Origin of the sequence: Alteromonas sp. RW2A1, assembly GCF_001886475.1 — a bacterium.
Classification (GTDB): domain Bacteria; phylum Pseudomonadota; class Gammaproteobacteria; order Enterobacterales; family Alteromonadaceae; genus Alteromonas; species Alteromonas hispanica.
On the sequence record NZ_CP018031.1, the window covers coordinates 3410959 to 3429857 of the forward strand.

Annotated in this window: 18 protein-coding genes; 7 read left to right on the plus strand and 11 right to left on the minus strand. The window is 43.6% G+C overall.

Annotated features, from left to right (window positions below):
* Positions 1-8: 8 nt before the first annotated feature.
* A complete protein-coding gene (locus BM528_RS15095; protein WP_071980541.1) occupies positions 9-410 on the plus strand; it encodes a rhodanese-like domain-containing protein in 402 nt (133 codons plus the stop codon).
* Between the two features lie 199 nt (positions 411-609).
* On the opposite strand, the gene BM528_RS15105 is transcribed toward BM528_RS15095, so the two are convergent.
* From BM528_RS15105 to BM528_RS15115, 3 genes are read right to left on the minus strand one after another with little or no spacing between them, the layout of a single operon-like run.
* Positions 610-2280, minus strand: a complete 1671-nt coding sequence (locus tag BM528_RS15105; protein WP_071980543.1) for a bifunctional protein tyrosine phosphatase family protein/NAD(P)/FAD-dependent oxidoreductase — start codon at positions 2278-2280, stop codon at positions 610-612.
* A 10-nt stretch (positions 2281-2290) separates the two neighbouring features.
* Complete coding sequence (locus BM528_RS15110) at positions 2291-3145, minus strand: MBL fold metallo-hydrolase (protein WP_071980544.1); 855 nt, start codon at positions 3143-3145, stop codon at positions 2291-2293.
* A gap of 10 nt (positions 3146-3155) precedes the next feature.
* A complete protein-coding gene (locus BM528_RS15115; RefSeq protein WP_071980545.1) occupies positions 3156-3956 on the minus strand; it encodes a sulfite exporter TauE/SafE family protein in 801 nt (266 codons plus the stop codon).
* A 129-nt stretch (positions 3957-4085) separates the two neighbouring features.
* Here BM528_RS15115 and BM528_RS15120 point away from each other — a divergent pair, with 129 nt between their 5' ends.
* From BM528_RS15120 to BM528_RS15130, 3 genes are all read left to right on the plus strand, one after another.
* Positions 4086-4538, plus strand: a complete 453-nt coding sequence (locus tag BM528_RS15120) for an RrF2 family transcriptional regulator (RefSeq protein WP_071980546.1) — start codon at positions 4086-4088, stop codon at positions 4536-4538.
* Between the two features lie 159 nt (positions 4539-4697).
* A complete protein-coding gene (locus tag BM528_RS15125; RefSeq protein ID WP_071980547.1) occupies positions 4698-5132 on the plus strand; it encodes a DUF3010 family protein in 435 nt (144 codons plus the stop codon).
* Between the two features lie 7 nt (positions 5133-5139).
* A complete protein-coding gene (locus tag BM528_RS15130) occupies positions 5140-6351 on the plus strand; it encodes a saccharopine dehydrogenase family protein (RefSeq protein ID WP_071980548.1) in 1212 nt (403 codons plus the stop codon).
* Between the two features lie 86 nt (positions 6352-6437).
* Here BM528_RS15130 and BM528_RS15135 read toward each other — a convergent pair whose 3' ends face one another.
* From BM528_RS15135 to BM528_RS15145, 3 genes are all read right to left on the minus strand, one after another.
* On the minus strand, positions 6438-7607 hold the full coding sequence (locus tag BM528_RS15135) for an acyl-CoA dehydrogenase family protein (protein WP_232230506.1): 1170 nt from the start codon (positions 7605-7607) through the stop codon (positions 6438-6440).
* A 157-nt stretch (positions 7608-7764) separates the two neighbouring features.
* Positions 7765-8973 (minus strand): M24 family metallopeptidase, encoded by a 1209-nt coding sequence (locus BM528_RS15140; RefSeq protein WP_071980550.1) that lies wholly within the window; start codon positions 8971-8973, stop codon positions 7765-7767.
* A gap of 176 nt (positions 8974-9149) precedes the next feature.
* Positions 9150-9671 (minus strand): retroviral-like aspartic protease family protein, encoded by a 522-nt coding sequence (locus tag BM528_RS15145; protein ID WP_071980551.1) that lies wholly within the window; start codon positions 9669-9671, stop codon positions 9150-9152.
* 312 nt (positions 9672-9983) lie between these two features.
* Here BM528_RS15145 and BM528_RS15150 point away from each other — a divergent pair, with 312 nt between their 5' ends.
* On the plus strand, positions 9984-10349 hold the full coding sequence (locus BM528_RS15150) for a hypothetical protein (RefSeq protein WP_071980552.1): 366 nt from the start codon (positions 9984-9986) through the stop codon (positions 10347-10349).
* A 34-nt stretch (positions 10350-10383) separates the two neighbouring features.
* On the opposite strand, the gene BM528_RS15155 is transcribed toward BM528_RS15150, so the two are convergent.
* On the minus strand, positions 10384-12687 hold the full coding sequence (locus BM528_RS15155; RefSeq protein WP_071980553.1) for a winged helix-turn-helix domain-containing protein: 2304 nt from the start codon (positions 12685-12687) through the stop codon (positions 10384-10386).
* A gap of 251 nt (positions 12688-12938) precedes the next feature.
* Between BM528_RS15155 and BM528_RS15160 the strand changes: the two genes are divergently transcribed.
* Positions 12939-13400 (plus strand): tetratricopeptide repeat protein, encoded by a 462-nt coding sequence (locus tag BM528_RS15160; RefSeq protein WP_071980554.1) that lies wholly within the window; start codon positions 12939-12941, stop codon positions 13398-13400.
* A gap of 58 nt (positions 13401-13458) precedes the next feature.
* On the opposite strand, the gene BM528_RS15165 is transcribed toward BM528_RS15160, so the two are convergent.
* The 3 genes from BM528_RS15165 to BM528_RS18915 form a co-directional block, all read right to left on the minus strand.
* Complete coding sequence (locus BM528_RS15165; protein WP_071980555.1) at positions 13459-14577, minus strand: adenosylhomocysteinase; 1119 nt, start codon at positions 14575-14577, stop codon at positions 13459-13461.
* A gap of 183 nt (positions 14578-14760) precedes the next feature.
* Positions 14761-16086 (minus strand): diguanylate cyclase, encoded by a 1326-nt coding sequence (locus tag BM528_RS15170; RefSeq protein ID WP_071980556.1) that lies wholly within the window; start codon positions 16084-16086, stop codon positions 14761-14763.
* Positions 16087-16127: 41 nt separating this feature from the next.
* The gene (locus BM528_RS18915; RefSeq protein ID WP_071980557.1) at positions 16128-16580 is read right to left on the minus strand and encodes a 7TM-DISM domain-containing protein; all 453 of its coding nucleotides are present in this window, start codon (positions 16578-16580) and stop codon (positions 16128-16130) included.
* 393 nt (positions 16581-16973) lie between these two features.
* On the opposite strand from BM528_RS18915, the gene BM528_RS15180 reads away from it, so the two are divergent.
* On the plus strand, positions 16974-17906 hold the full coding sequence (locus BM528_RS15180) for an AEC family transporter (protein ID WP_071980558.1): 933 nt from the start codon (positions 16974-16976) through the stop codon (positions 17904-17906).
* 24 nt (positions 17907-17930) lie between these two features.
* Here BM528_RS15180 and BM528_RS15185 read toward each other — a convergent pair whose 3' ends face one another.
* Positions 17931-18818 (minus strand): LysR family transcriptional regulator, encoded by an 888-nt coding sequence (locus tag BM528_RS15185; RefSeq protein WP_071980559.1) that lies wholly within the window; start codon positions 18816-18818, stop codon positions 17931-17933.
* Between the last annotated feature and the right edge of the window lie 81 nt (positions 18819-18899).

The window sequence follows — 18899 nt, forward strand, 5'->3', positions numbered from 1 at the left end:
CTCCCCAAATGAAAACGCCAAAGGTTTACATTAGTGAAGTCAAAGCCTGTGTTGAAGAAGTTACCGTAGACGACCTGATGATTGCGTTAACACAACCCGATGTCATTTTAATCGACGTTAGAGAAAACGAAGAGTATCAACACGGGCATATCGCAGCAGCGGTTAATATGCCAAGGGGGCTACTTGAGATGAAGATAAGTAGTCACCCGCTGTTGTCACATCATTGTGAAGAGAAAGATGCTATTGAGGATTTAGCCCAACGCAGTATCTACTTAATTTGTAGGTCGGGTGGGCGCTCGGCGTTAGCAGCCAAGTCTCTTTATGAGATGGGTCATCGCTACGTATTTTCTGTAGCAGGGGGTATGGATGAGTGGCATAGGAAAGGTTTGCCGTTAGACACTAATCGGTAGAACACAAAATGTGTTTCAACAAAAAAGCGGGAACAATAGCGTTATTACTTATCGTGTTTGCTCCCGCATTATCAGCTGCATCGCGCTATTTTTTTGGTCAAGGGCCAGCTTACCAAGACACAGCCTATCAAAAGCATGCTTCTCAAAAATTAAGTATACGAAAATCAGGCTCTCAACACAGTAAGATAAAGAGCAATACTTATTGAGGTGTGTGCGTTTTAGGCTTTGCCAACCATTCGCGCCCTTTAAGCATGCCTTCCCAATAGATAGGTGGAAGCAATTTTTCTTTTAAATACCAAGCGAGACGGGACGGCTTAGTGCCATCTAACACCCATGACGGCATGCTATTTAAAATCTTACCGCCGTAACCAAACTCCGCGAGTACCACTTTGCCACGCTCTACCGTTAAAGGGCAGCTTCCATAACCATTGTATATTGCCTTACCTGTTTGAACTCCTCGCTCGTAAAGCAAGTTGTTTGCTACTACTGGCGCTTGCATTCGGGCTGCTGCTGCGGTTTTTGCGTTGGGAGAGTTTGTTGCATCACCTAATGCAAAAATGTTCTCGTACATTTTATGCTGTAATGTCGACTGATCTACATCTATCCAGCCGTTTGCATCGACAAGCGGGCTTACCTTTATAAAATCAGGTGGCGATTGCGGAGGAACAGCATGGAGCATATCGAACTCAGTCTCCACGAGAGGAGCATCTGGTTCAGCTAGGTTTTTGAACGATGCTACTTTTGATTTACCATCAACTTTCACTAGCTGATGCTCAAGGTTGAGGTGCGCATTGTACTTTTGAACATACTCCATTAACGCGGGTACGTATTCTTTAACGCCAAAGAGCACGGCTCCGGTGTTGTAAAATTGAACATCAATATTACCCAGCACGCCCTCTTTAAGCCAGTGATCACATGACAGGTACATTGCCTTTTGAGGCGCACCAGCGCACTTTATGGGCATTGGAGGCTGAGAAAATATCGCTTTACCTTTTTTAAGATTTTTAACCAATTCCCACGTATAGGGTGCTAAGTCGAACCGATAGTTGGAGGTGACACCGTTTTCTCCAAGCGTTTCACTGAGACCTTCAATCTTACTCCAATCCAGTTTGATTCCCGGACATACAACTAAGTGCTCATATTTTACAGTTCTGCATCCGTCGACAACAATCATGTTCTCTTTTGGAGAAAAGGCAGCTACACCGGCTTTTATCCATTTCACATTTTGTGGAATAACCGACGCAACGGTTCTCACTGTTTCATTAGCGTTAAAAACACCTCCGCCAACAAGTGTCCACCCTGGTTGGTAATAGTGCACTTCGTTTGGCTCAACAATGGCAATATCGAGGTCTGGACATCGAGCTTTAAGGCTTGAAGCCACCGCGATACCGCCAGCCCCGGCTCCCACAATCACTACGGCGTGAGAATAATTGGCATGGTCGGTAGGCGTTTCACCACTATTTTTTAGGCGTCGCACTACACCACTTAGGTCATAACCTGCCTTTTGCGAAAGGGTAAGTATCTCTTCAAAAGATAAGGTTTTTACCGCTGTCATCGCCCATAACGTAATAGAGCGAGTCCCCGTTCTGCAATACGCAAAAACTGGCCCTTCTAACTTTTGTAGATTCTCTTCAAATTTAACGGCATCTTCCGTTGTAACCTTCCCACTCACTACGGGCTGATAAACACAGGGAATACCCGCTGAGGTAGCTTTCGCCTCTATCTCAGAAAATGTGGGCTGATCTGCGCCTTCACCATTTGGCCTATTGCAAACAATCGATTTGAACCCAGCGGCTTTTATTGCCTCTATATCTTCAACTGAAATCTGGGGGGAAACTGAAAGTTGTTGTGTAACGTTAGCGTACTTCATATTCCACCTCCTAAATAGCGTTTACTGGGATTTTGATAAATTGCTTGCCGCTCTTTGAGGGTGCCCCAAATTGCCCATTTCTGAGGTTCGCCTGAATAGCCGGCAACAGTAGTTTTGGCACAGCGAGAGTGGCATCTCTTGCTTCTCGTTTTTCAACATATTCTGCTAAAGGCACATCTGGACGGATTTGTTTATTGGTTTCTTTTGCCTCTTTGATCGTCAGCGTAGAAAGTGGCTCGCTGCCTTCTTTAGGGTAATCGTGCCCAAGATGTACAACGGTATCGTCAGGCAGAGTAAAAAAGCGTTGAATGGTGTTATAGAGTTGCTCTGCGCTGCCGCCTGGGAAATCGCACCTTGCTGTGCCTAAGTTAGGCGCGAACATGGTATCACCGACAAAAATTTTTCCGTCGACTAGAAAGCTCGCACATGCTGGTGTATGACCCGGCGTATGCCAAACTGCTACTTCATATTCACCAATGCTAAACGTGTCACCTTCTTCGAATAACACATCAAACTGGCTGCCATCATTGGGCGTATCATTTGAAATTTCGAAAACGTCTAACCAAGTATCAAGAACTGCTTTTATGCCTGAACCAATGCCAATTTTACCGCCCACTTTCGACTTCAAATAATGCGCCGCCGTTATATGATCTGCATGTACGTGGGTTTCTAAAATCCATTTATTAATAAGCTGATTGTCGTTGATAAATGCAACAACTTTGTCGGCGCTCTCCATCGTTACGCGACCAGAAAAAATATCGTAGTCGGCAACCGAATCTATTACTCCACATTCCTTCGAAGTAGGATCGAAGAGTACATAAGTGAAGGTTGCTGTTTTGTTGTCGTAGAATGTTTCAACGTTCATGGTATTCCCCTTAAAGAAGCTCTTTTGACATAATAAAAACGGCGATAACTAGAGTGAAAAATGCAAAAAACTTTTGTAAAGCTGCACCATCTAGCTTCCCCGCTACCTTCGTGGAGATTGCCATCCCAATGAACGTCGCTACCAACATGAGTGGAAGCAAAGGCATCTCCAATTGGATCCCAGTTTGTAAATCGCCAACAAAGCCAATTAACGACTTAAGTGCGATTATGAAAAGAGAAGCGCCCACAGCATTTTTCATGGGCATTCCCAAAATTAGAACCAGCGCTGGAATAATAAGAAAGCCACCGCCTGCGCCAAGAATGCCGGTGATCACGCCAACCACAGCGCCTTCTACAACAATGAGGGCAATATTGGGAGAGGTGTTTTCGGCTGTTACTTTGGAGGGAGTCGCTTTGCTGTATGCCTTTTTCAACATCATCGCAGCGGAGGCAAGCATTAAAGAAGCAAACAAAACCATAATGCCCAAGTTCTTTTCTATCGCTATTGATTGAAACTCTATAGTTTCTGGAATTGACGGCATTAAGTAAGCGCGAGATAGATAAACGGCAATAATTGAGGGAATGGCAAATAATATGGAGGACTTAACGTCTACTAGCCCTTCTTTAAAATACCGTACAGCACCGTAAGCAGCAGTAGCTCCAACGATTAACAATGAGTAACCCGTCGCCACATCTGGAGCCACTCCCATTAGATAAACCAGTATTGGTACAGTAAGTATTGAGCCGCCACCGCCTATTACACCGAGCACCATGCCCATGAGCACGGCTGCAATGTAGCCAAGAATTGTCATTACGCCACCTTATTTCATTTTGTTCTACCTTAGAACAAAATATACAATAAAGTATATTCTAAATATATATTTAATTTTTACATTACTGTAAAATTTGACGATTACATCAATCGATTTTTTAGATGACCTATGAAAATAAACACATTTACGAATTTGGCGTTTCGCGTTCTTATCTATTTGGCGTTGCGGAACAACAAAAAAGTAAAGACCAGTGAGATTGCAGACGCGTACTTTGTCTCTTACAACCACTTGAAGAAGGTAATTACCTTGCTTATTGAGCACGGGTACATTTTAGGCACAAAAGGGCGTGGAGGCGGTGTTCGACTGGCTTTAGCTCCCAAAGCCATAAATATCGGAAAAGTATTTAGGCTCACGGTAGAAGACGTGGCTCTAGCTGAGTGCTTTGCTTCACCAACCAACAAATGTGTTATTTCACCGTCTTGCAGGCTGAGAACTATTCTTCAAGATGCAACATCAAAATTTATTGCCGAGCTCGATCAATACACGCTCTACGACCTAGTTGAAGGGAGAGAAGGCGCGTTAGCCATGCACTTAGCGATAGAGTTTATCGAACTAGAATAGGCGTTTTTTTACCGAATTTATCACCGAATACAGATGTTAATGCGCTCTTCACCAAATTAAGGGCAGCGAAATGGCATTGAAAAAGGGAAAATTGTAGCCTAAGTGCCGTAAAAGTATCGAATCGGGTTATACTGAAGGCAAATAGATATAGGAATTAATATGAAAGTCTGCGGTATAGATATAAAGAGTAACGAGGCAACGGTGTGTCTGCTGTCGCTTATCGATGGTTTGTTTCACATTCCCGACTGCCGTTCGCGCCGGTTAACATTAGCAGACACCAGCGCTAAGGGGCTTAAAAGCTTTCAAAGCACCTTCGCTAAGCTGGTTGCCGATTACAAAATTGACGCAGTAATTATTCGCCAGCGCCAGAGCAAAGGTAAGTTTGCTGGCAGCGCTATTGGCTTTAAACTCGAGGCTGCCATTGAATTAATTGACGGTTTAGACGTTGTAGTATTTAGCCCTACTGACATTAAAGAGTCATTGCGGAGAAACCCCGTTGCCGTACCATTTGCAGAAACCGGGTTAAAACAATTTCAAGAGCCGGCTTTCACAACCGCTTATGCCTGGTTGATGAAGCACGACAAAACCGAATAGGTCCCCTATGCCAGCTGCAAAACAACCTGAATCTTTTGACATTCTTCTTTATGGCGCCACCTCATTCGTTGGCAAGATCATGGTTGAATACTTATCTGGCTTGCCCCAAAACGAGTTTTCGTGGGCTATAGCAGGTCGAGATGAACAGAAACTCATAGCATTAAAAGCACAGCACAATTTAACTGAACTACCGCACTTTATTGCTGATGCTAGCGACGAAACCGCGCTTACCGCATTGTGCGAGAAAACCAACGTGATTATCTCAACCGTGGGGCCATATGCACTGTATGGTGAAACACTAGTTAAAGTGTGTGCACAAACCGGTACTGACTATTGCGACTTAACTGGCGAGCCTCAATGGATAAAGGCGATGCTCGACAAGTACGAGGATGAAGCCAAGCACTCGGGTGCACGAATAATTCATTGCTCGGGTTTCGACTCAATACCGTCAGACCTCGGCGTATATTTTTCGCAAAAGCTCGCTATAGAAAAAACAGGCAAACCAGCTTCACAAATTAAGATGCGAGTATATAAGCTTAAAGGCGCTGCATCGGGTGGCACCATTGCCAGCATGTTAAATGTGCTCAAAGAGGCAGGTGAAGACGCAAGTTTAAGAAAGTTGTTAGTAAACCCCTATGTGCTTTGCGGCCCTGAGCATCCGTTCCATCAGCGGCAGAAAAACCACAAAAAGGCGGAATACGACAGCGAACTCGGTATTTGGACAATGCCTTTTGTTATGGCAGCCATCAACGAACGTATTGTTCACCGCAGTAATAAGCTTTTAAGTAGCATGTATGGGCAAGAGTTTAGCTACGATGAAGCAATGTCGAGCAAAACAGCCAGTAAGGCCTGGATAACTACACTCGGTTTAGGTGCTTTTGTAGGAGCGGCAAGTTTTTCTCCTTTGAGAAACCTTCTTGCAGATCATATTTTACCAAAGCCTGGTGAAGGCCCCTCGCGGGAAGAGCAGGAAAACGGCATGTTCGACATGCGCTTTTATGCTCAGCTTAGTAATGGCGAAATGCAAACAGTGAAAGTGACAGGCGATAAAGACCCAGGCTATGGAAGCACTGCAAAAATGCTGTCTCAGGCTGCGCTTTGCCTGGCAAAAGATACTCCGCATGTAAAAGGCGGATTTTGGACACCTGCCTCTGCGCTTGGTGATGCCTTGATAGACCGCTTAGGCAAGCATGCCGGTGTTTTTATAAAAGAACTATAAAACAGTCGTAAAAGAATCCGTAAAAAAAAGCAGCCCGCAAATTAAGCGGGCTTATTATTTTTTGTTGTTGGTATTAAAATTCTCGATTAACGCCCTAGCATTCCTCGTGCAATAACCTCTTTCATAATTTCAGAGCTGCCGGCATAGATGGTTTGCACCCTAGCATCTCGGTAAAAGCGCGAAATAGGATATTCATCGGTGTAACCATAACCACCGAACAGCTGCAGGCATTCATTTACCATTTTCACCTGCATTTCGGTAGCGGCTAGTTTGAGCATAGCTGCATCGGTTACTGTCATCTCTTCTCGACTGAACTTATCCATATGCTTTTCAAGCAGCGCTCTACACATTTCAAGTTCTGTTTGGCATTCCGCCAATTTAAACCGGGTATTTTGAAATTGCCCCACTGTTTGACCGAACGCCTTGCGTTGGGTTACATAATCGATAGTAAGATCTAGCGCCCCTTGTGCATGGCCAATAGCCTGTACCGCACACCCCAAACGTTCTCGGGGTAATTCCTGCATCAGATAGACGAATCCTCTCCCCTCTTCGCCTAACAAGGCGTTGGCCGGTATTCGCATATTTTCGAAAAAGAGTTCACCCGTGTCGCTGCTGTGTTGACCAATTTTGTGAATGGGCTTACCCGTGGAGAAACCCGGCAAACTCGTGTCTACTAAAAATAAAGACACGCCTTTTGCTCCGGCTTTTGGGTCGGTTTTGGCGCATACAATAATCATGTCGGCTTGATTACCGTTGGTAATAAACACCTTGGAGCCGTTTAAAATGTAGCTATCGCCGTCTTTAACCGCATTGGTTTTCATTCCGGCCACATCACTTCCCGCATTAGGCTCGGTCATCGCCAATGCGGTAAGCACTTCTCCTGTAGCCATTTTAGGAAGCCAATAGTCTTTTTGCTCTTCGGTACCAATATTTAATAGGTAGGGAGCCACAATGTTGGCGTGAATGTTATATCCCGTTGCCAGGCTGTGTAATCCTAGTCGGCACATTTCTTCCTGAATCATTTGGCAAACGTCAAAACTTGCGTCTGCCGTGCCGTACTTTTCTGGCATATCAACCAACAACATACCAGCGCTGCCCATGGTGTGCCAAAGTTCACGAGGCATATGATGATCTTTTTCCCATTGCTCGTAGTTGGGCAAAATTTCTTGGTCTATAAAACGTAACACCATGTCTTTAAACATGGTGATTTCTTCATTATTTGCTTGATTGTTCACGGCACTAGTTCCAGACATCATTCACCCTCGCAAAATACAACCAAGCCGACGGTTAAATCGGCATTTTTACATCTAATTTACATTTCGCTAGTGTAGAGCATTGAAAAGAGCTGTACTAATGATGTTTATCTAGTTTGAAGAATCACTGCTATTTATGATTACCTGCCTATAATGCTGCTTAAAAATTAAACGGCTCGGTGATAGATTTGCTGGGCTGTGTAAACCACACTGGCCCGTTTTCAGTGACATAAAAGTGATCTTCTAATCTGATACCGAACTCACCGGGAACCACAATCATAGGCTCATTGCTGAAGCACATTCCCGCTGCTAGAGGGTGTGGGTTATCTTTCACTAAATACGGCCATTCGTGAATATCCATACCAATTCCGTGACCTGTTCTGTGAGGTAGGCCAGGCAGCGTATAATCAGGCCCTAACCCATCGGCTTGCAGACTCTCGCGCGCAGCGGCATCAACAGCTCCGCAAGTATTTCCAATACTGGCGGTATTAAATGCCGCTATCTGTGCTTTCTTTTCGCTGTTCCAAAGTCGCTTTTGCTTGTCACTTGGCTCACCAAAACAATAGGTTCGCGTAATATCTGAGAGATACCCATGCAGCTTGCACCCAGTATCAATTAAAACCAAATCGTTGGCTTTAAGAACCTGCGGATCTTTAACTCCATGAGGGAACGAGGTGGCCTTTCCAAACAATACAATGCAAAAGTAACTGCCACTGGCACCAACCTTTTTATGTGCTTCATTAATAAAAGCCTCAACGTCTGTGGTTGTCATACCAACTTTAAGCATACTCGCCGTGGCTTTATGTACGGCTAGCGTCATGTCCATAGCTCGTTGTATGAGGGCTAATTCATTCTCAGACTTATGCATGCGGCAATGTGCTGTTACCTCACTACCATTAATAATCTCAAAAGAAGTGGGTAACACTTTGCGAAAACCATCTGCAATGAAAAACTGAGTAGATTCGTCAATACCTACCTTGCTACCACCCGCAGTATCTATATCACTCAATAATGAAGCAAAGAGCGCATAAGGACTTTCATGCTCTTGCCAGCCAATAATATCGCCGGCTATAACTTTACGCTCTTCTAGAGATTCGATTTCAAAAGCGGGGGCAATATACACCACATCACCTTGCGCAGGTAAAATAGCGCCAACTAATCGCTCGCTGGCGTACCATTGCATTCCGGTGAAATATGCTAGATTAGTTCCAGCATTTAAATACAGCGCTGCAATACCGTTTGTCTGCATGAACTGCTGTGCTTTTTCAATACGCGCGGTATATTCAGAAATGAGAATAGGCGACATGTCTGTAGTCATGTCGCGTAAAGATTCTAATGCTTCTTGCTGTGTTTTTCCGCCTATTTGCATGTGGTGAGCCTTATACATCTAAAATTAAAATACCAATCCGCATAGATGATTGCCCACTCAGAAGGCGCTGGCAAGTTTTCTAGCAAAGCGTGGGAATGCAGGAATGGTATTGCAAGGCTAATTTACATTATTAACACGCATTGTCGAGAGAGGTCGGGGCTACTGATTGTGCGCCACTAATTGTTGGTGTTTTTTGCAACCAATTCGGGCATCAATTCATCATCACATTGGTTAAGCGTTAGCGTGGGCGGTGACATTTGAATACCGAAAGGCGCGGCTCTGCTAAGCACCTCCATACCTAAGATGTTGTGCTGATTATCCATGACTGCCACTTTCACATTTTCGAAGTGACAATCAGCGCTTAGCGTCAGTAGCGGTATGGTATATAGCTTTACTTTTTGCTTGCGGCCGTTGGCCAGTTTGGCAATAACAACACCGTCTTGTTTTACGCTCTGTTCACTTTTAAACGCTTTGAATGTGGCCTTATTGAGAATGGTTAAAGAAGAGCCTGTATCGATGAGATAATTGAACACTCTATGCTCTTCATCAGAAGATTGAAGATACAAGGTTCCACCACCACTGCTTGTTAGTAAAAAAGAATTTGCAGAAGCGTTGATACTCGTCAGAAATAAACAAACCAGCATGGCTGACATCACTGCCGAAGATGCTGTTTTCAAAGCGTTGAAATATCTGTTCATACTCATTCTCTCAAACTTCACGGTGTAGTGGTGTAACTACTTTTAGCTGAACAGAGGTTTGCAATTAAAAAGCCAAAAAATAACCTACTGATTTTTAGATTGATTTTGGCGCTCCATGGTTTTCCACGCACCACCTCAGAGCATAACAGCACACAAAACGTGCAACCCCACCTTTTTCTGACTAAGCTATCTTTATAACCTCTACAAAATTGATAGTTTTTAGCTATCGCGAGATAGGATTATTTTTTAGTCATCAAAAGTTAAACTTCACACGTAGTAACATTGAACTCACTGGTTAAATGAGGATTCATTATGAAAAAATCTATATTGCTTCTTTTGTTTTTATCTTCGCTAGCGGCGTCTCCCTTTGCTGCTTTGAGCGCTGAATCTGGTGCCAACGACGCCAGCGTGAAAAAAATGATAATTGTTGATCGCACCGGAAAGCCTCCCTTCAAACGTGAGCTTGTTGAAGTGAGCGAACACGATGTAGCGCAATTCGAACTGCTGAATGCGTCTACAGAATGTGAAAATAGAATGAGCGTAGATATGCGCGGCAAACCGCCATTCAAACGCTCTGTAGAGTGCGTACCGGTGGTAGATGTTGCGCAGTTTGAAATGACTAACGAGTCGGAAAGCTCAACGAATTTTAGCGGCCATCCGCCGTTCAAGCGCCGCTAGTCTATTTTTTCATTAAAGAGCAAAAGCGAGGTCGTCATGAAGCGTCCTCGCTTTTTTTATATCTGCGTTTACTTAATTTGTCATAACGAGACTGTAATCCAGAAAGAGCTGCCCACCGCGAGTAGGTACGCAAAAATTCGTTGAGAGCCTTTTCGATGTGAACAGCCTTTTGAGGCGCATCGCTAGAGAGTCTAACCAGAGCTAGAGCGGCTTCTACATTGTGACTATTCACAATTGGAGTGGGTTTGGTTAAAGATGGAAAATGATTGAGTATTACCTCATAACCGCTTTTTTGTTGCTCGGTGGCTATGTAGCCATCGGTAAGTAGCGGGATAACGCTAAACGCCTGGGTTTGCTCAGAAAGAAGAGATTCCATAAGCGCAATATCAGTGTTAGTTACGTCACTTTTGCGTAAACGACTAGCATGAGTTTTCCAAAAGCGAGCTATGGTGCTATCTCCAAGCAAAGATGCTGCATGGGTAAACCATTGCGTAGCTTTGCTGTTATTTCCTGCCAGCGAATGTAGATTTCCCAGATACGCGGCATTTACCGAAGAAAATGGATCAATAGACAAACACGCTTCCATTGCTTCTATTGCAGCGGCATTATTGCCTTCTAACGCCAGTATCCTCGCCTTCCATACATAGGCCCATGTGTACATATCGTCTATTTCTAGGGCTCGTTTTAACGTTGCCAAGGCTAACGAGGTTTCTCCCCGCCAATAATGCACGATGGCCAGATTAACGTTTACCCAAGGTGAAAGTGGCTCTTTATCTAGAGCCTGCTGAGCGAGCGAAAGCGCGCGTTCTGGCTGCAGTTTCGCCAACGCTAACTCAGAGGAAAGATACAGGCTTGTTGAATTGTCAGCATTGCGACTTAGCACTCGATTTAACGCTGCTTGAGCGTCATCGAAACGGTAATCAAGGGTAGCCAGAATAGCCGTAGCATTATGTGCATTGGCATCATAAGGGTTTAATCTCAGTGCGCTATCAATTGCAGCGTTTGCTTTGGGTAGCGCCTCCTCTTGCGGTATGTACAAATCGTAGAAGTTATAGCGGGCATAAATATAAGCAAGACTGCCATAAGCCGCCGAGAATGTGGGGTCTTGGTTCACAGCCTGTAGAAACGCTTTTTCAGCTTTGGTAAACCACTCACTGGTTGTGCCATTCATCCACCAATATGTACCTTTAAGGTAGGCTTGATAAGCAGCGGCATTGTCTGTAATACCCGATTTTAATACAGATTCCGATGCGGTATTGGTAGCAGATACACGGGTAATAATTGCATTGGAAATATCTAATTGTACTTTGAGTAAATCATTACTGGTTACGTCGTATTGCTCACTCCACAGCGTTTTATCCTCATATGGAGCAATTAATCTTACCGATATTCTGAAGCTTTGATTAATTCTTCTAACGCTGCCCTCAAGGGCGTAATTCACATTTAGCGTTTTGGCAATATCGGCTAACGATAAGCCTTGTTTAGTTAGCGCTAGTGTAGAGTAGCGCGAAGGCACGTTGAAGCCGGGTGTTGTCGATAAGCTTGAACTAATTTCTTCTGTTAAACCAAGGGAAATATACGACGAATCTGTATCATCTGAAATCTGACTAAAAGGAAGTATTGCAACAGAAGTTGTTATGCCTTGCTGAGAGGTTTCATGCTGACTGTCTGTCTTTAATATAGTAGTTCTGCTCATGGTAAAGAATAGTGCCGCTATCACAATGAGAGCCACTATAGCTAGCCACACTTTATGGCGAGCATTTGATGAGGTAGATGCCGACACCTTATTGGCATTGGTATCAGAGCGAGTTGATGTAGGCTCTGAAGCGTTTGCAGGCTGAGGGCTGTCTACAAGCTCAGGGCTGTCTTTACGCTCAGGGCTGTCTAAAAGCTCAGGGCTGTTGCCCTCCAATCTAGTGGTTTTCTCATTTGTATGGGCTGCATTTTCGTGGCTGTTAGCAGATAAAGACTGAGTTGATGATGTCTTTGGTGCTCGAGCATCACTTTTAGAGGTTTCGCTATTAACATAGCTTGGGGTTACGGTTAGTTTGTACCCCAGTTTGGGTATCGTTTTTATCAGCCTTTTAGATTTATTGTCATTCAGAGCATGGCGTAATTGCGAAATAACACGTGAAAGTGCCTCATCGACAACCACGCGTTCTCCCCAGACAGCCTTGTGAATATATTCACGACTTACTGCCTCAGGCGCATTGTCTGCCAATACATTTAACACTTTTATACATTTTGGCTCTACCTTCACTGCGCGTTCATCGCAAGAAATGGTGTTATCTGCGGTATTAACGACAAAACTTTCAATTCTGAATAACGTGGAAGGCACTTAAAAACCTCAATCAAAAAAAATTAAGCATTTGAAATAAATAAAAATAAACAAAAAAATAATGAACATTAGGTTTTCATTAGAAAGAAGTGAGTACGTAATTATCTTTTCATCATGTAATTACAGTAAAAGTCACTATTCTCCAATCATCGTTTAACAAAACGTTAACCAATGCCTTATCAGCCACGTGAAAGTTCACGCATCGATAAGTCTAAAAACAAATTAACTAACGCGACAAGTGGGAAAATATCATGATTAAAGTTCTAACCCTAGCAACCACTCTTCTTTTTGCGACCAGTGCGTTAGCGCAAAGTGATAACAGTGTATTTAAACTACGAACTACTGTAGAGGATGTATACGGCGTTCAAGACGTAGAAAACGGCGATTACGCCAGTGGTATTCGCAAACTTAATGCTCAACTTGCTCGTACATCTGTAGCATCTATGCAAGCGCCTTTGCACACAAACTTGTGCGTGGCTCACATTGCCACAAGTAACTTAGAAGCCGCTCAAACTCATTGTGAGAAAGCAGTTGAGCAGTCGGGTAACAAAAGCATCGCGCTTAACAACCTTGCTGTATTAAACTGCTTAGAAAGCAAAGCCACGCTTTGCGTAGAGAACTTTGAGCGTTCAGTGTCAGCAAACAAGTTTAACCGCTTTTCCACCAGTAATCTTACGTTGGCAAACACACGCCTTCAGATCACAAAAAACTAAACATACCTTTTAGGTATTCGCAGACATTGGCTATTAAAGCCAATGTCTGCGCGCATTGCTAAAGTGCCGAAGACCATGCCGATTCAGGCAGCAGATAAAGTCCTCTTTCATGAGACTCCCCCTCCCCTACAATATGACCTATGCCTGCGGCCATTACCGCTAATGTCACGTCAAACGCGTTTAAACTATCTCCATAACCTGCGGTTAAATTAAACATCGAGCCGTCGGCTAGTAAGAAAACCGTTTTTCCGTTTCGAGTATAAGCATTCACATAAGGCATTGGTTCAGTATGGCAGGCATTCGCTTTTAAGTGCGCCACATCTATTTCTTTGGCAACATGCCCAACATTTAAAAGAAACGCATTATTTTTCATAGCGTCCAAATGCCCAGCATGAACTACGCCACTGGCACCTGTTGCTGTGGCAATGATATCAGCGGTTTTTACGGCATCAGCTAAGGGTACTATCGGCCAACCATCGTATTTCGCTTGTAAAGCACGAGCTTTATCTATTTCAGCCACCTGCACTTGGGCACCAAATGCTTTTGCAGAAGCAGCCACTCCCTGCCCAACAAGTCCGTAGCCCACCACTACCACTACTTTCTCGTGAAGCGTTAAATGCGTAGTTTGAAAAAAGGTTTGCCAAGCACTTAAGCCAACCATATGGCGGTTGTGAAGCCCCTCTTTTACTGGCAAATCATCCCAATTAAAAATAGGGTACTGAGGAGACATACCGTTTAAGCGACTAATACCAGAGCCCGTTGCTTCAAGGCTTGCTTTTACGTTAGGTACAGATGCGCCTTTACTAGAAATTTCATGAAAACGTGCGGTGAGATCTGCCCCCATCTCGCATAAATGAGTAGGTTGCCATTCAAGTGCTTTGTCGAACGAGGAAGACCACTCTGCGTCATCCATGTCGCGCCATGCATGCGCGACTGCGCCCTTTTTAACTAAATAGTCGACAACATCGTCCTGCACCGTTGTGGGATTACAAGTTGTGAGAAAAACTTCGCAACCACGCGATAACAATCCCTCGACGAGCGGGGCCATTTTTAGGTCTAAGTGCATGTTGCACGCTAGTTTGATGTGGCTCAATTCAGGGAGTTCGGCGACGGCTTTTTGAGTCCGTGGCATATGGAGTCGTGCCCAGTCGAGTTCGGCTTGAAAATTTTGATACATAAGAAATTGCTGCGAGGATAAAAAACAAAGCATACGCTAGAACACCACAAAGCCACAACACCACAACACCGTGGTAGACCCTACTAATAGACAGCTGAATAAGAGATCTGGATGTGAAGTACTGAAATAGACAGTTTTCTGCGCTTAACTATGACTAATTACACGCCTTTGTTAGGGCTTGGTTTACGCAGCTACCACACAATTTCTACCATTCTGCTTTGCTTGATACAGTGCGTTGTCAGCAGATTTTATTAACTCATGTAAGGATATTTCATTCGTTTTGTCGGCACTTTTTAAATTGCTTTCTTCATTTTCTGCCGCCGTTTGGTGATAAGGGGCGAGTGATGCAATGCCAATGCTCATGGTCACTTTTGCAATTCCCTGGCTAGTTTCTTTCTCAACCGCAATTCGTAATGTCTCAGCAAGAGTCTTAGCCTCTTCTAAATTGGTGTCGGGCAAAAACAGTAGAAACTCCTCGCCACCCCAGCGAAAAACCAGATCTGAGCTTCGCACTCGTTCTTTTATTGTTTTAGCGACTAACTCTAAAACCCGATCTCCGGCATCGTGTCCAAATGCATCGTTAATTTGCTTAAACCAATCTAAGTCAATGAGAACAACTGCGAGCTTTTGCTTTTTGCGAACGCCCAACTCCCAAAGTGGATAAACTAACTGTGAAAATGCTCTGCGATTATATAAATTAGTGAGAGGGTCTACTCGGGAAGTAAATTCAGCACTTAAGCGCGCTTTATACACTTCTTTAAAATTGAAACCTAACGAGACAGACAATAACGACATTTCTAAAAACATACCCAGCTCTATACCTCTAAACGCCCACTGGGAATAGGGAACAACCCCCCAGGTAGCAAGGCTAGAAACCGTAGCGCCGCCAGTACCCAATAAAATCGCAGGCACGAAAAACTTAGCCAGCGTATTGCCATTTCTGTAGCAAAGTATGCCAATCAGTAACATCCACAATGATAAGCTGGTTAAAATAACAAGTTGGGCCAGGATGGCAAAACGCTGATTGCCGTATATCAACATAATCAGTGCAAGTAGCAGCAACCCTGAGTAAATAAGCTTACGCTTTGCAAAAAGCGAGGGTAAGTATTTCTTAGTGTTTAAAAACTCGATTGTGAATGTTACACCGGCCGTTATGTAACAAAGCATGAGAGCGGGCATTAGCCACTGCTGTACAGATGGGTAAGCCCCCCAAAACCACCAATAGCCATGTCCTGTGTAGGTAAAGTTAAACGCGGTAAAGGCAAATAAATAGCAGGAGTAAAGTAAATACTTCCGTTCCCTTAAATACACAAAAAGAACGAGGTTATAAACCAATAAAATAAGCAAGGCGCCATATAAGAAGCCGTAAAAATAGGCATTTTCCAGCATCACCGTTTTTTTCGCTTGCTCGTTGCTCAAATAGACAGGTATTGTCATGGGGTCTTGAGAGACGAAGCGAAAAACCACGAGGGTCTCGCCGGGCGAAAATGCATAGCTTACGGTTGGCATTCTTGCGTTGTACCCGCGCCGCTCGATGTGTTCAGTATCACCTAACGCCTGACTATTTCATTGCCCTTTATAAAGAAAACATCAATTTTATCTAGCCATGCATTGTCTATTTCAATCACTCTTTTCAAGCTGGTTTTATTATCTATATTCTGAGTATCTGCAGCTTGGCTAGTCCCTAGGCTAGCCCCTATTTGGCTATTTGAAACAGTATTTACGTTGACTGGGAGTACAGCCCACAGCACGGCATTAGTAAAGCCAAAACTAACCTGTCCGGCGGTGTTTTGACTAAATTTTCCCTGCTTAAATGCTGTGACTGCCTGTGCGGCGGAAGTGATTTCGTTACCTGATTGATAGAGAAAGAGGCGATTATTTAATAACGTGCGATCAGTGTAACTTGTTGAAGTTAGCGGTAAGGTGTCATTTTTAGATACAGGGTGGGAGGCGGAAACTGATGAATTTTCCTGAGCAACAGAATGCCAAGAAATGAACAGCATGATGCAACATATCAATGCTTTTAGACAAACGTTTATTACTCTTGGCTGGCTCACCTTACTTCCCTAATACGGCCTACACCTTAAATTTAGCCTTTTCCCAACACATTGTGAATTTTTTTTAACCTCTTTTGTTGAAAATATTCAAATAGTCTAATAGAAAGACGCTCAATAGTTCGCAACAAGGGAGGTAAAGCTGAATGGCCATTATGACAAGCCTTCCTAACAAGCGTATTTGTTATATGCCTCTTTATAATAAGATTCTTCGTAAATAATAAGACTCTTCGTAACAATCCTTTTCGTGCTTAGTAACATCATACAAATTCTCACCGCAGTGCATTAAACCATCGCAAAGTTTGGTAACCTTAAAGTAAGTTTCATGCACTACGTACTCTCATGCTGTCTTTCATAACAAGCACGCTGTTTCCTGTTCTCATATTATTACTGCTAGGTTGGTATTTTGTCCGTATTCAATGGCTAGACGACAGTTTTGCCCAGTCTGGGTCCAAACTTGTTTTTAACGTTGCGCTGCCTGCCCTGCTGTTTGTTTCCATAAGTCAGTCAGATTTTTCTCAAGCCGCAAATGTACCCTTAATTTTAGTTGGTCTTACTGGCACAATAATCATGTTTGTAGCGTTAGTTGTTCTTGCTCGCTTTACCGTTGTAAGCCCGAACGCAAAGGGCGTTGTCGTTCAAGGTGGCTTCAGAGCGAATATGGGCATAATTGGGCTAGCGTATGCCGCAAACACATACGGGCAAGAGGGTTTAGCTGTAGCCTCGGTATATATGGGGTGCGTAACAATTTTGTATAACGTCTTGTCTGTTTTTATTCTTAACTTTTATCAAATAGGGTTTAGTGCTCCTACCGATCAAATAAAAGGAATTGCCAAAAATCCACTCATTATATCTATTATCGCAGCCCTTCCCTTCTCTTACTTTCAATGGCAACTGCCTGAGGTGTTGCTCAAAACCGGTGAGTATTTTGCTCAGCTAACTTTGCCATTAGCACTAATTTGTACAGGCGCATCTCTGCAATTTCGCTCTTTTTCAAGCGACTGGTATAACATTGTTGTTACTACCATCAGCAAATGCATTATTTATCCCACGCTACTGGTTACTATGGCTTACTGGGTTGGGATAAGAGGTATGAGCTTGGGCGTTATCTTGTTGCTTTCAATAGCCCCCACCGCGGCTGCCAGTTATATAATGGTGCGCAATATTGGCGGCGATCATAGATTAGCGGCCAGTATTATTGCCGTTAGCACACTGGTTTCTTTGCCTATTACCGCTATTGGTTTTGGTGCTTTGTCTACTCTTGGCCTGCTGTGACATAAAGCAAACTCGTGGTGACTATTATAAATCACAGAAAGTCACTTGTGCGCCACTCACCTCTTCAGTAAGCCAATTGATAAATGCCTGAAAACGGGCCTGAGAATGGGTTTCTTTGTGTGTTGCCAGCCAAAACGTACGTTTTATGTGGATCTCATCTTCAAGTAAACGAGTTAGGCCCTGCTGATGTTCAGCTATAAATTTTGGCAATATGCCTACACCAGCCCCATTTACGAGCATTTGGTACTGAGCATGAATACTAGTGCTGCGCAGCGCACTTAGTTGTGAAAGCGCAGTCTCCTCTATAAATTTAAGCTGCGGGGCAAAAACTAAATCGGGCACGTAGCTCACTAAATTAAATTGTGAAAGGTCACTCAATGAATGAGGTAAGTTACTCTCTACTAACGATGCTTTTGTGTATAAGTACAGGTAATATTCGGTGAGTTTTTGAGTTACCAGCAATCCTTTACTGGGCTTTTCAAGCAAGATGGCGATATCGGCTTCTCGCTTGTTTAAATTTAAAAAACCACTGGTAGCGACTAACTCAATACAAATACCGGGATAACGGCGTTTAAATTCTGGCAGTCGCGGCGCCAGAAACCAGTTGCCAAACCCTTCTGATACGCTTACCCGAATGGTGCCCGCTAAATGCGAGCGTTCGTCGTGCAGTTCATTTTGCGCTTCAAGAAAGTAGTGTTCTGCTTTTTCAATGTAGTTGACTAGTTTGATCCCGTGCGAGGTTAAGACATAGCCTTTATTGGTCAACTCAAACAATTTGCAATTTAACGAGTCTTCAAGCTTTTTTACACGACGAATAAGTGTCGTCGGATCCAGCTCTAGGCCTTTTGCTGCAATTGCTACCCGACCATTCCTTGCCAGTCCAAGAAATAACCTCATGTCATCCCAATTCATCAATATACCTGCATTTTTACAGCACCAAGCTGTAAGTATATGTATTGATCTTGCAAACACAAGGTTTCAATATTGTAAAAA

Coding starts and splice junctions, on each gene's coding strand:
- BM528_RS15095 (WP_071980541.1), top strand. CDS start 9: ATGAAAACGCCAAAGGTTTACATTAGTGAAGTCAAAGCCTGTGTTGAA.
- BM528_RS15105 (WP_071980543.1), bottom strand. CDS start 2,280: ATGAAGTACGCTAACGTTACACAACAACTTTCAGTTTCCCCCCAGATT.
- BM528_RS15110 (WP_071980544.1), bottom strand. CDS start 3,145: ATGAACGTTGAAACATTCTACGACAACAAAACAGCAACCTTCACTTAT.
- BM528_RS15115 (WP_071980545.1), bottom strand. CDS start 3,956: ATGACAATTCTTGGCTACATTGCAGCCGTGCTCATGGGCATGGTGCTC.
- BM528_RS15120 (WP_071980546.1), top strand. CDS start 4,086: ATGAAAATAAACACATTTACGAATTTGGCGTTTCGCGTTCTTATCTAT.
- BM528_RS15125 (WP_071980547.1), top strand. CDS start 4,698: ATGAAAGTCTGCGGTATAGATATAAAGAGTAACGAGGCAACGGTGTGT.
- BM528_RS15130 (WP_071980548.1), top strand. CDS start 5,140: ATGCCAGCTGCAAAACAACCTGAATCTTTTGACATTCTTCTTTATGGC.
- BM528_RS15135 (WP_232230506.1), bottom strand. CDS start 7,607: ATGATGTCTGGAACTAGTGCCGTGAACAATCAAGCAAATAATGAAGAA.
- BM528_RS15140 (WP_071980550.1), bottom strand. CDS start 8,973: ATGCAAATAGGCGGAAAAACACAGCAAGAAGCATTAGAATCTTTACGC.
- BM528_RS15145 (WP_071980551.1), bottom strand. CDS start 9,671: ATGAACAGATATTTCAACGCTTTGAAAACAGCATCTTCGGCAGTGATG.
- BM528_RS15150 (WP_071980552.1), top strand. CDS start 9,984: ATGAAAAAATCTATATTGCTTCTTTTGTTTTTATCTTCGCTAGCGGCG.
- BM528_RS15160 (WP_071980554.1), top strand. CDS start 12,939: ATGATTAAAGTTCTAACCCTAGCAACCACTCTTCTTTTTGCGACCAGT.
- BM528_RS15165 (WP_071980555.1), bottom strand. CDS start 14,577: ATGTATCAAAATTTTCAAGCCGAACTCGACTGGGCACGACTCCATATG.
- BM528_RS15170 (WP_071980556.1), bottom strand. CDS start 16,086: ATGCCAACCGTAAGCTATGCATTTTCGCCCGGCGAGACCCTCGTGGTT.
- BM528_RS18915 (WP_071980557.1), bottom strand. CDS start 16,580: ATGCTGTTCATTTCTTGGCATTCTGTTGCTCAGGAAAATTCATCAGTT.
- BM528_RS15180 (WP_071980558.1), top strand. CDS start 16,974: ATGCTGTCTTTCATAACAAGCACGCTGTTTCCTGTTCTCATATTATTA.
- BM528_RS15185 (WP_071980559.1), bottom strand. CDS start 18,818: ATGAATTGGGATGACATGAGGTTATTTCTTGGACTGGCAAGGAATGGT.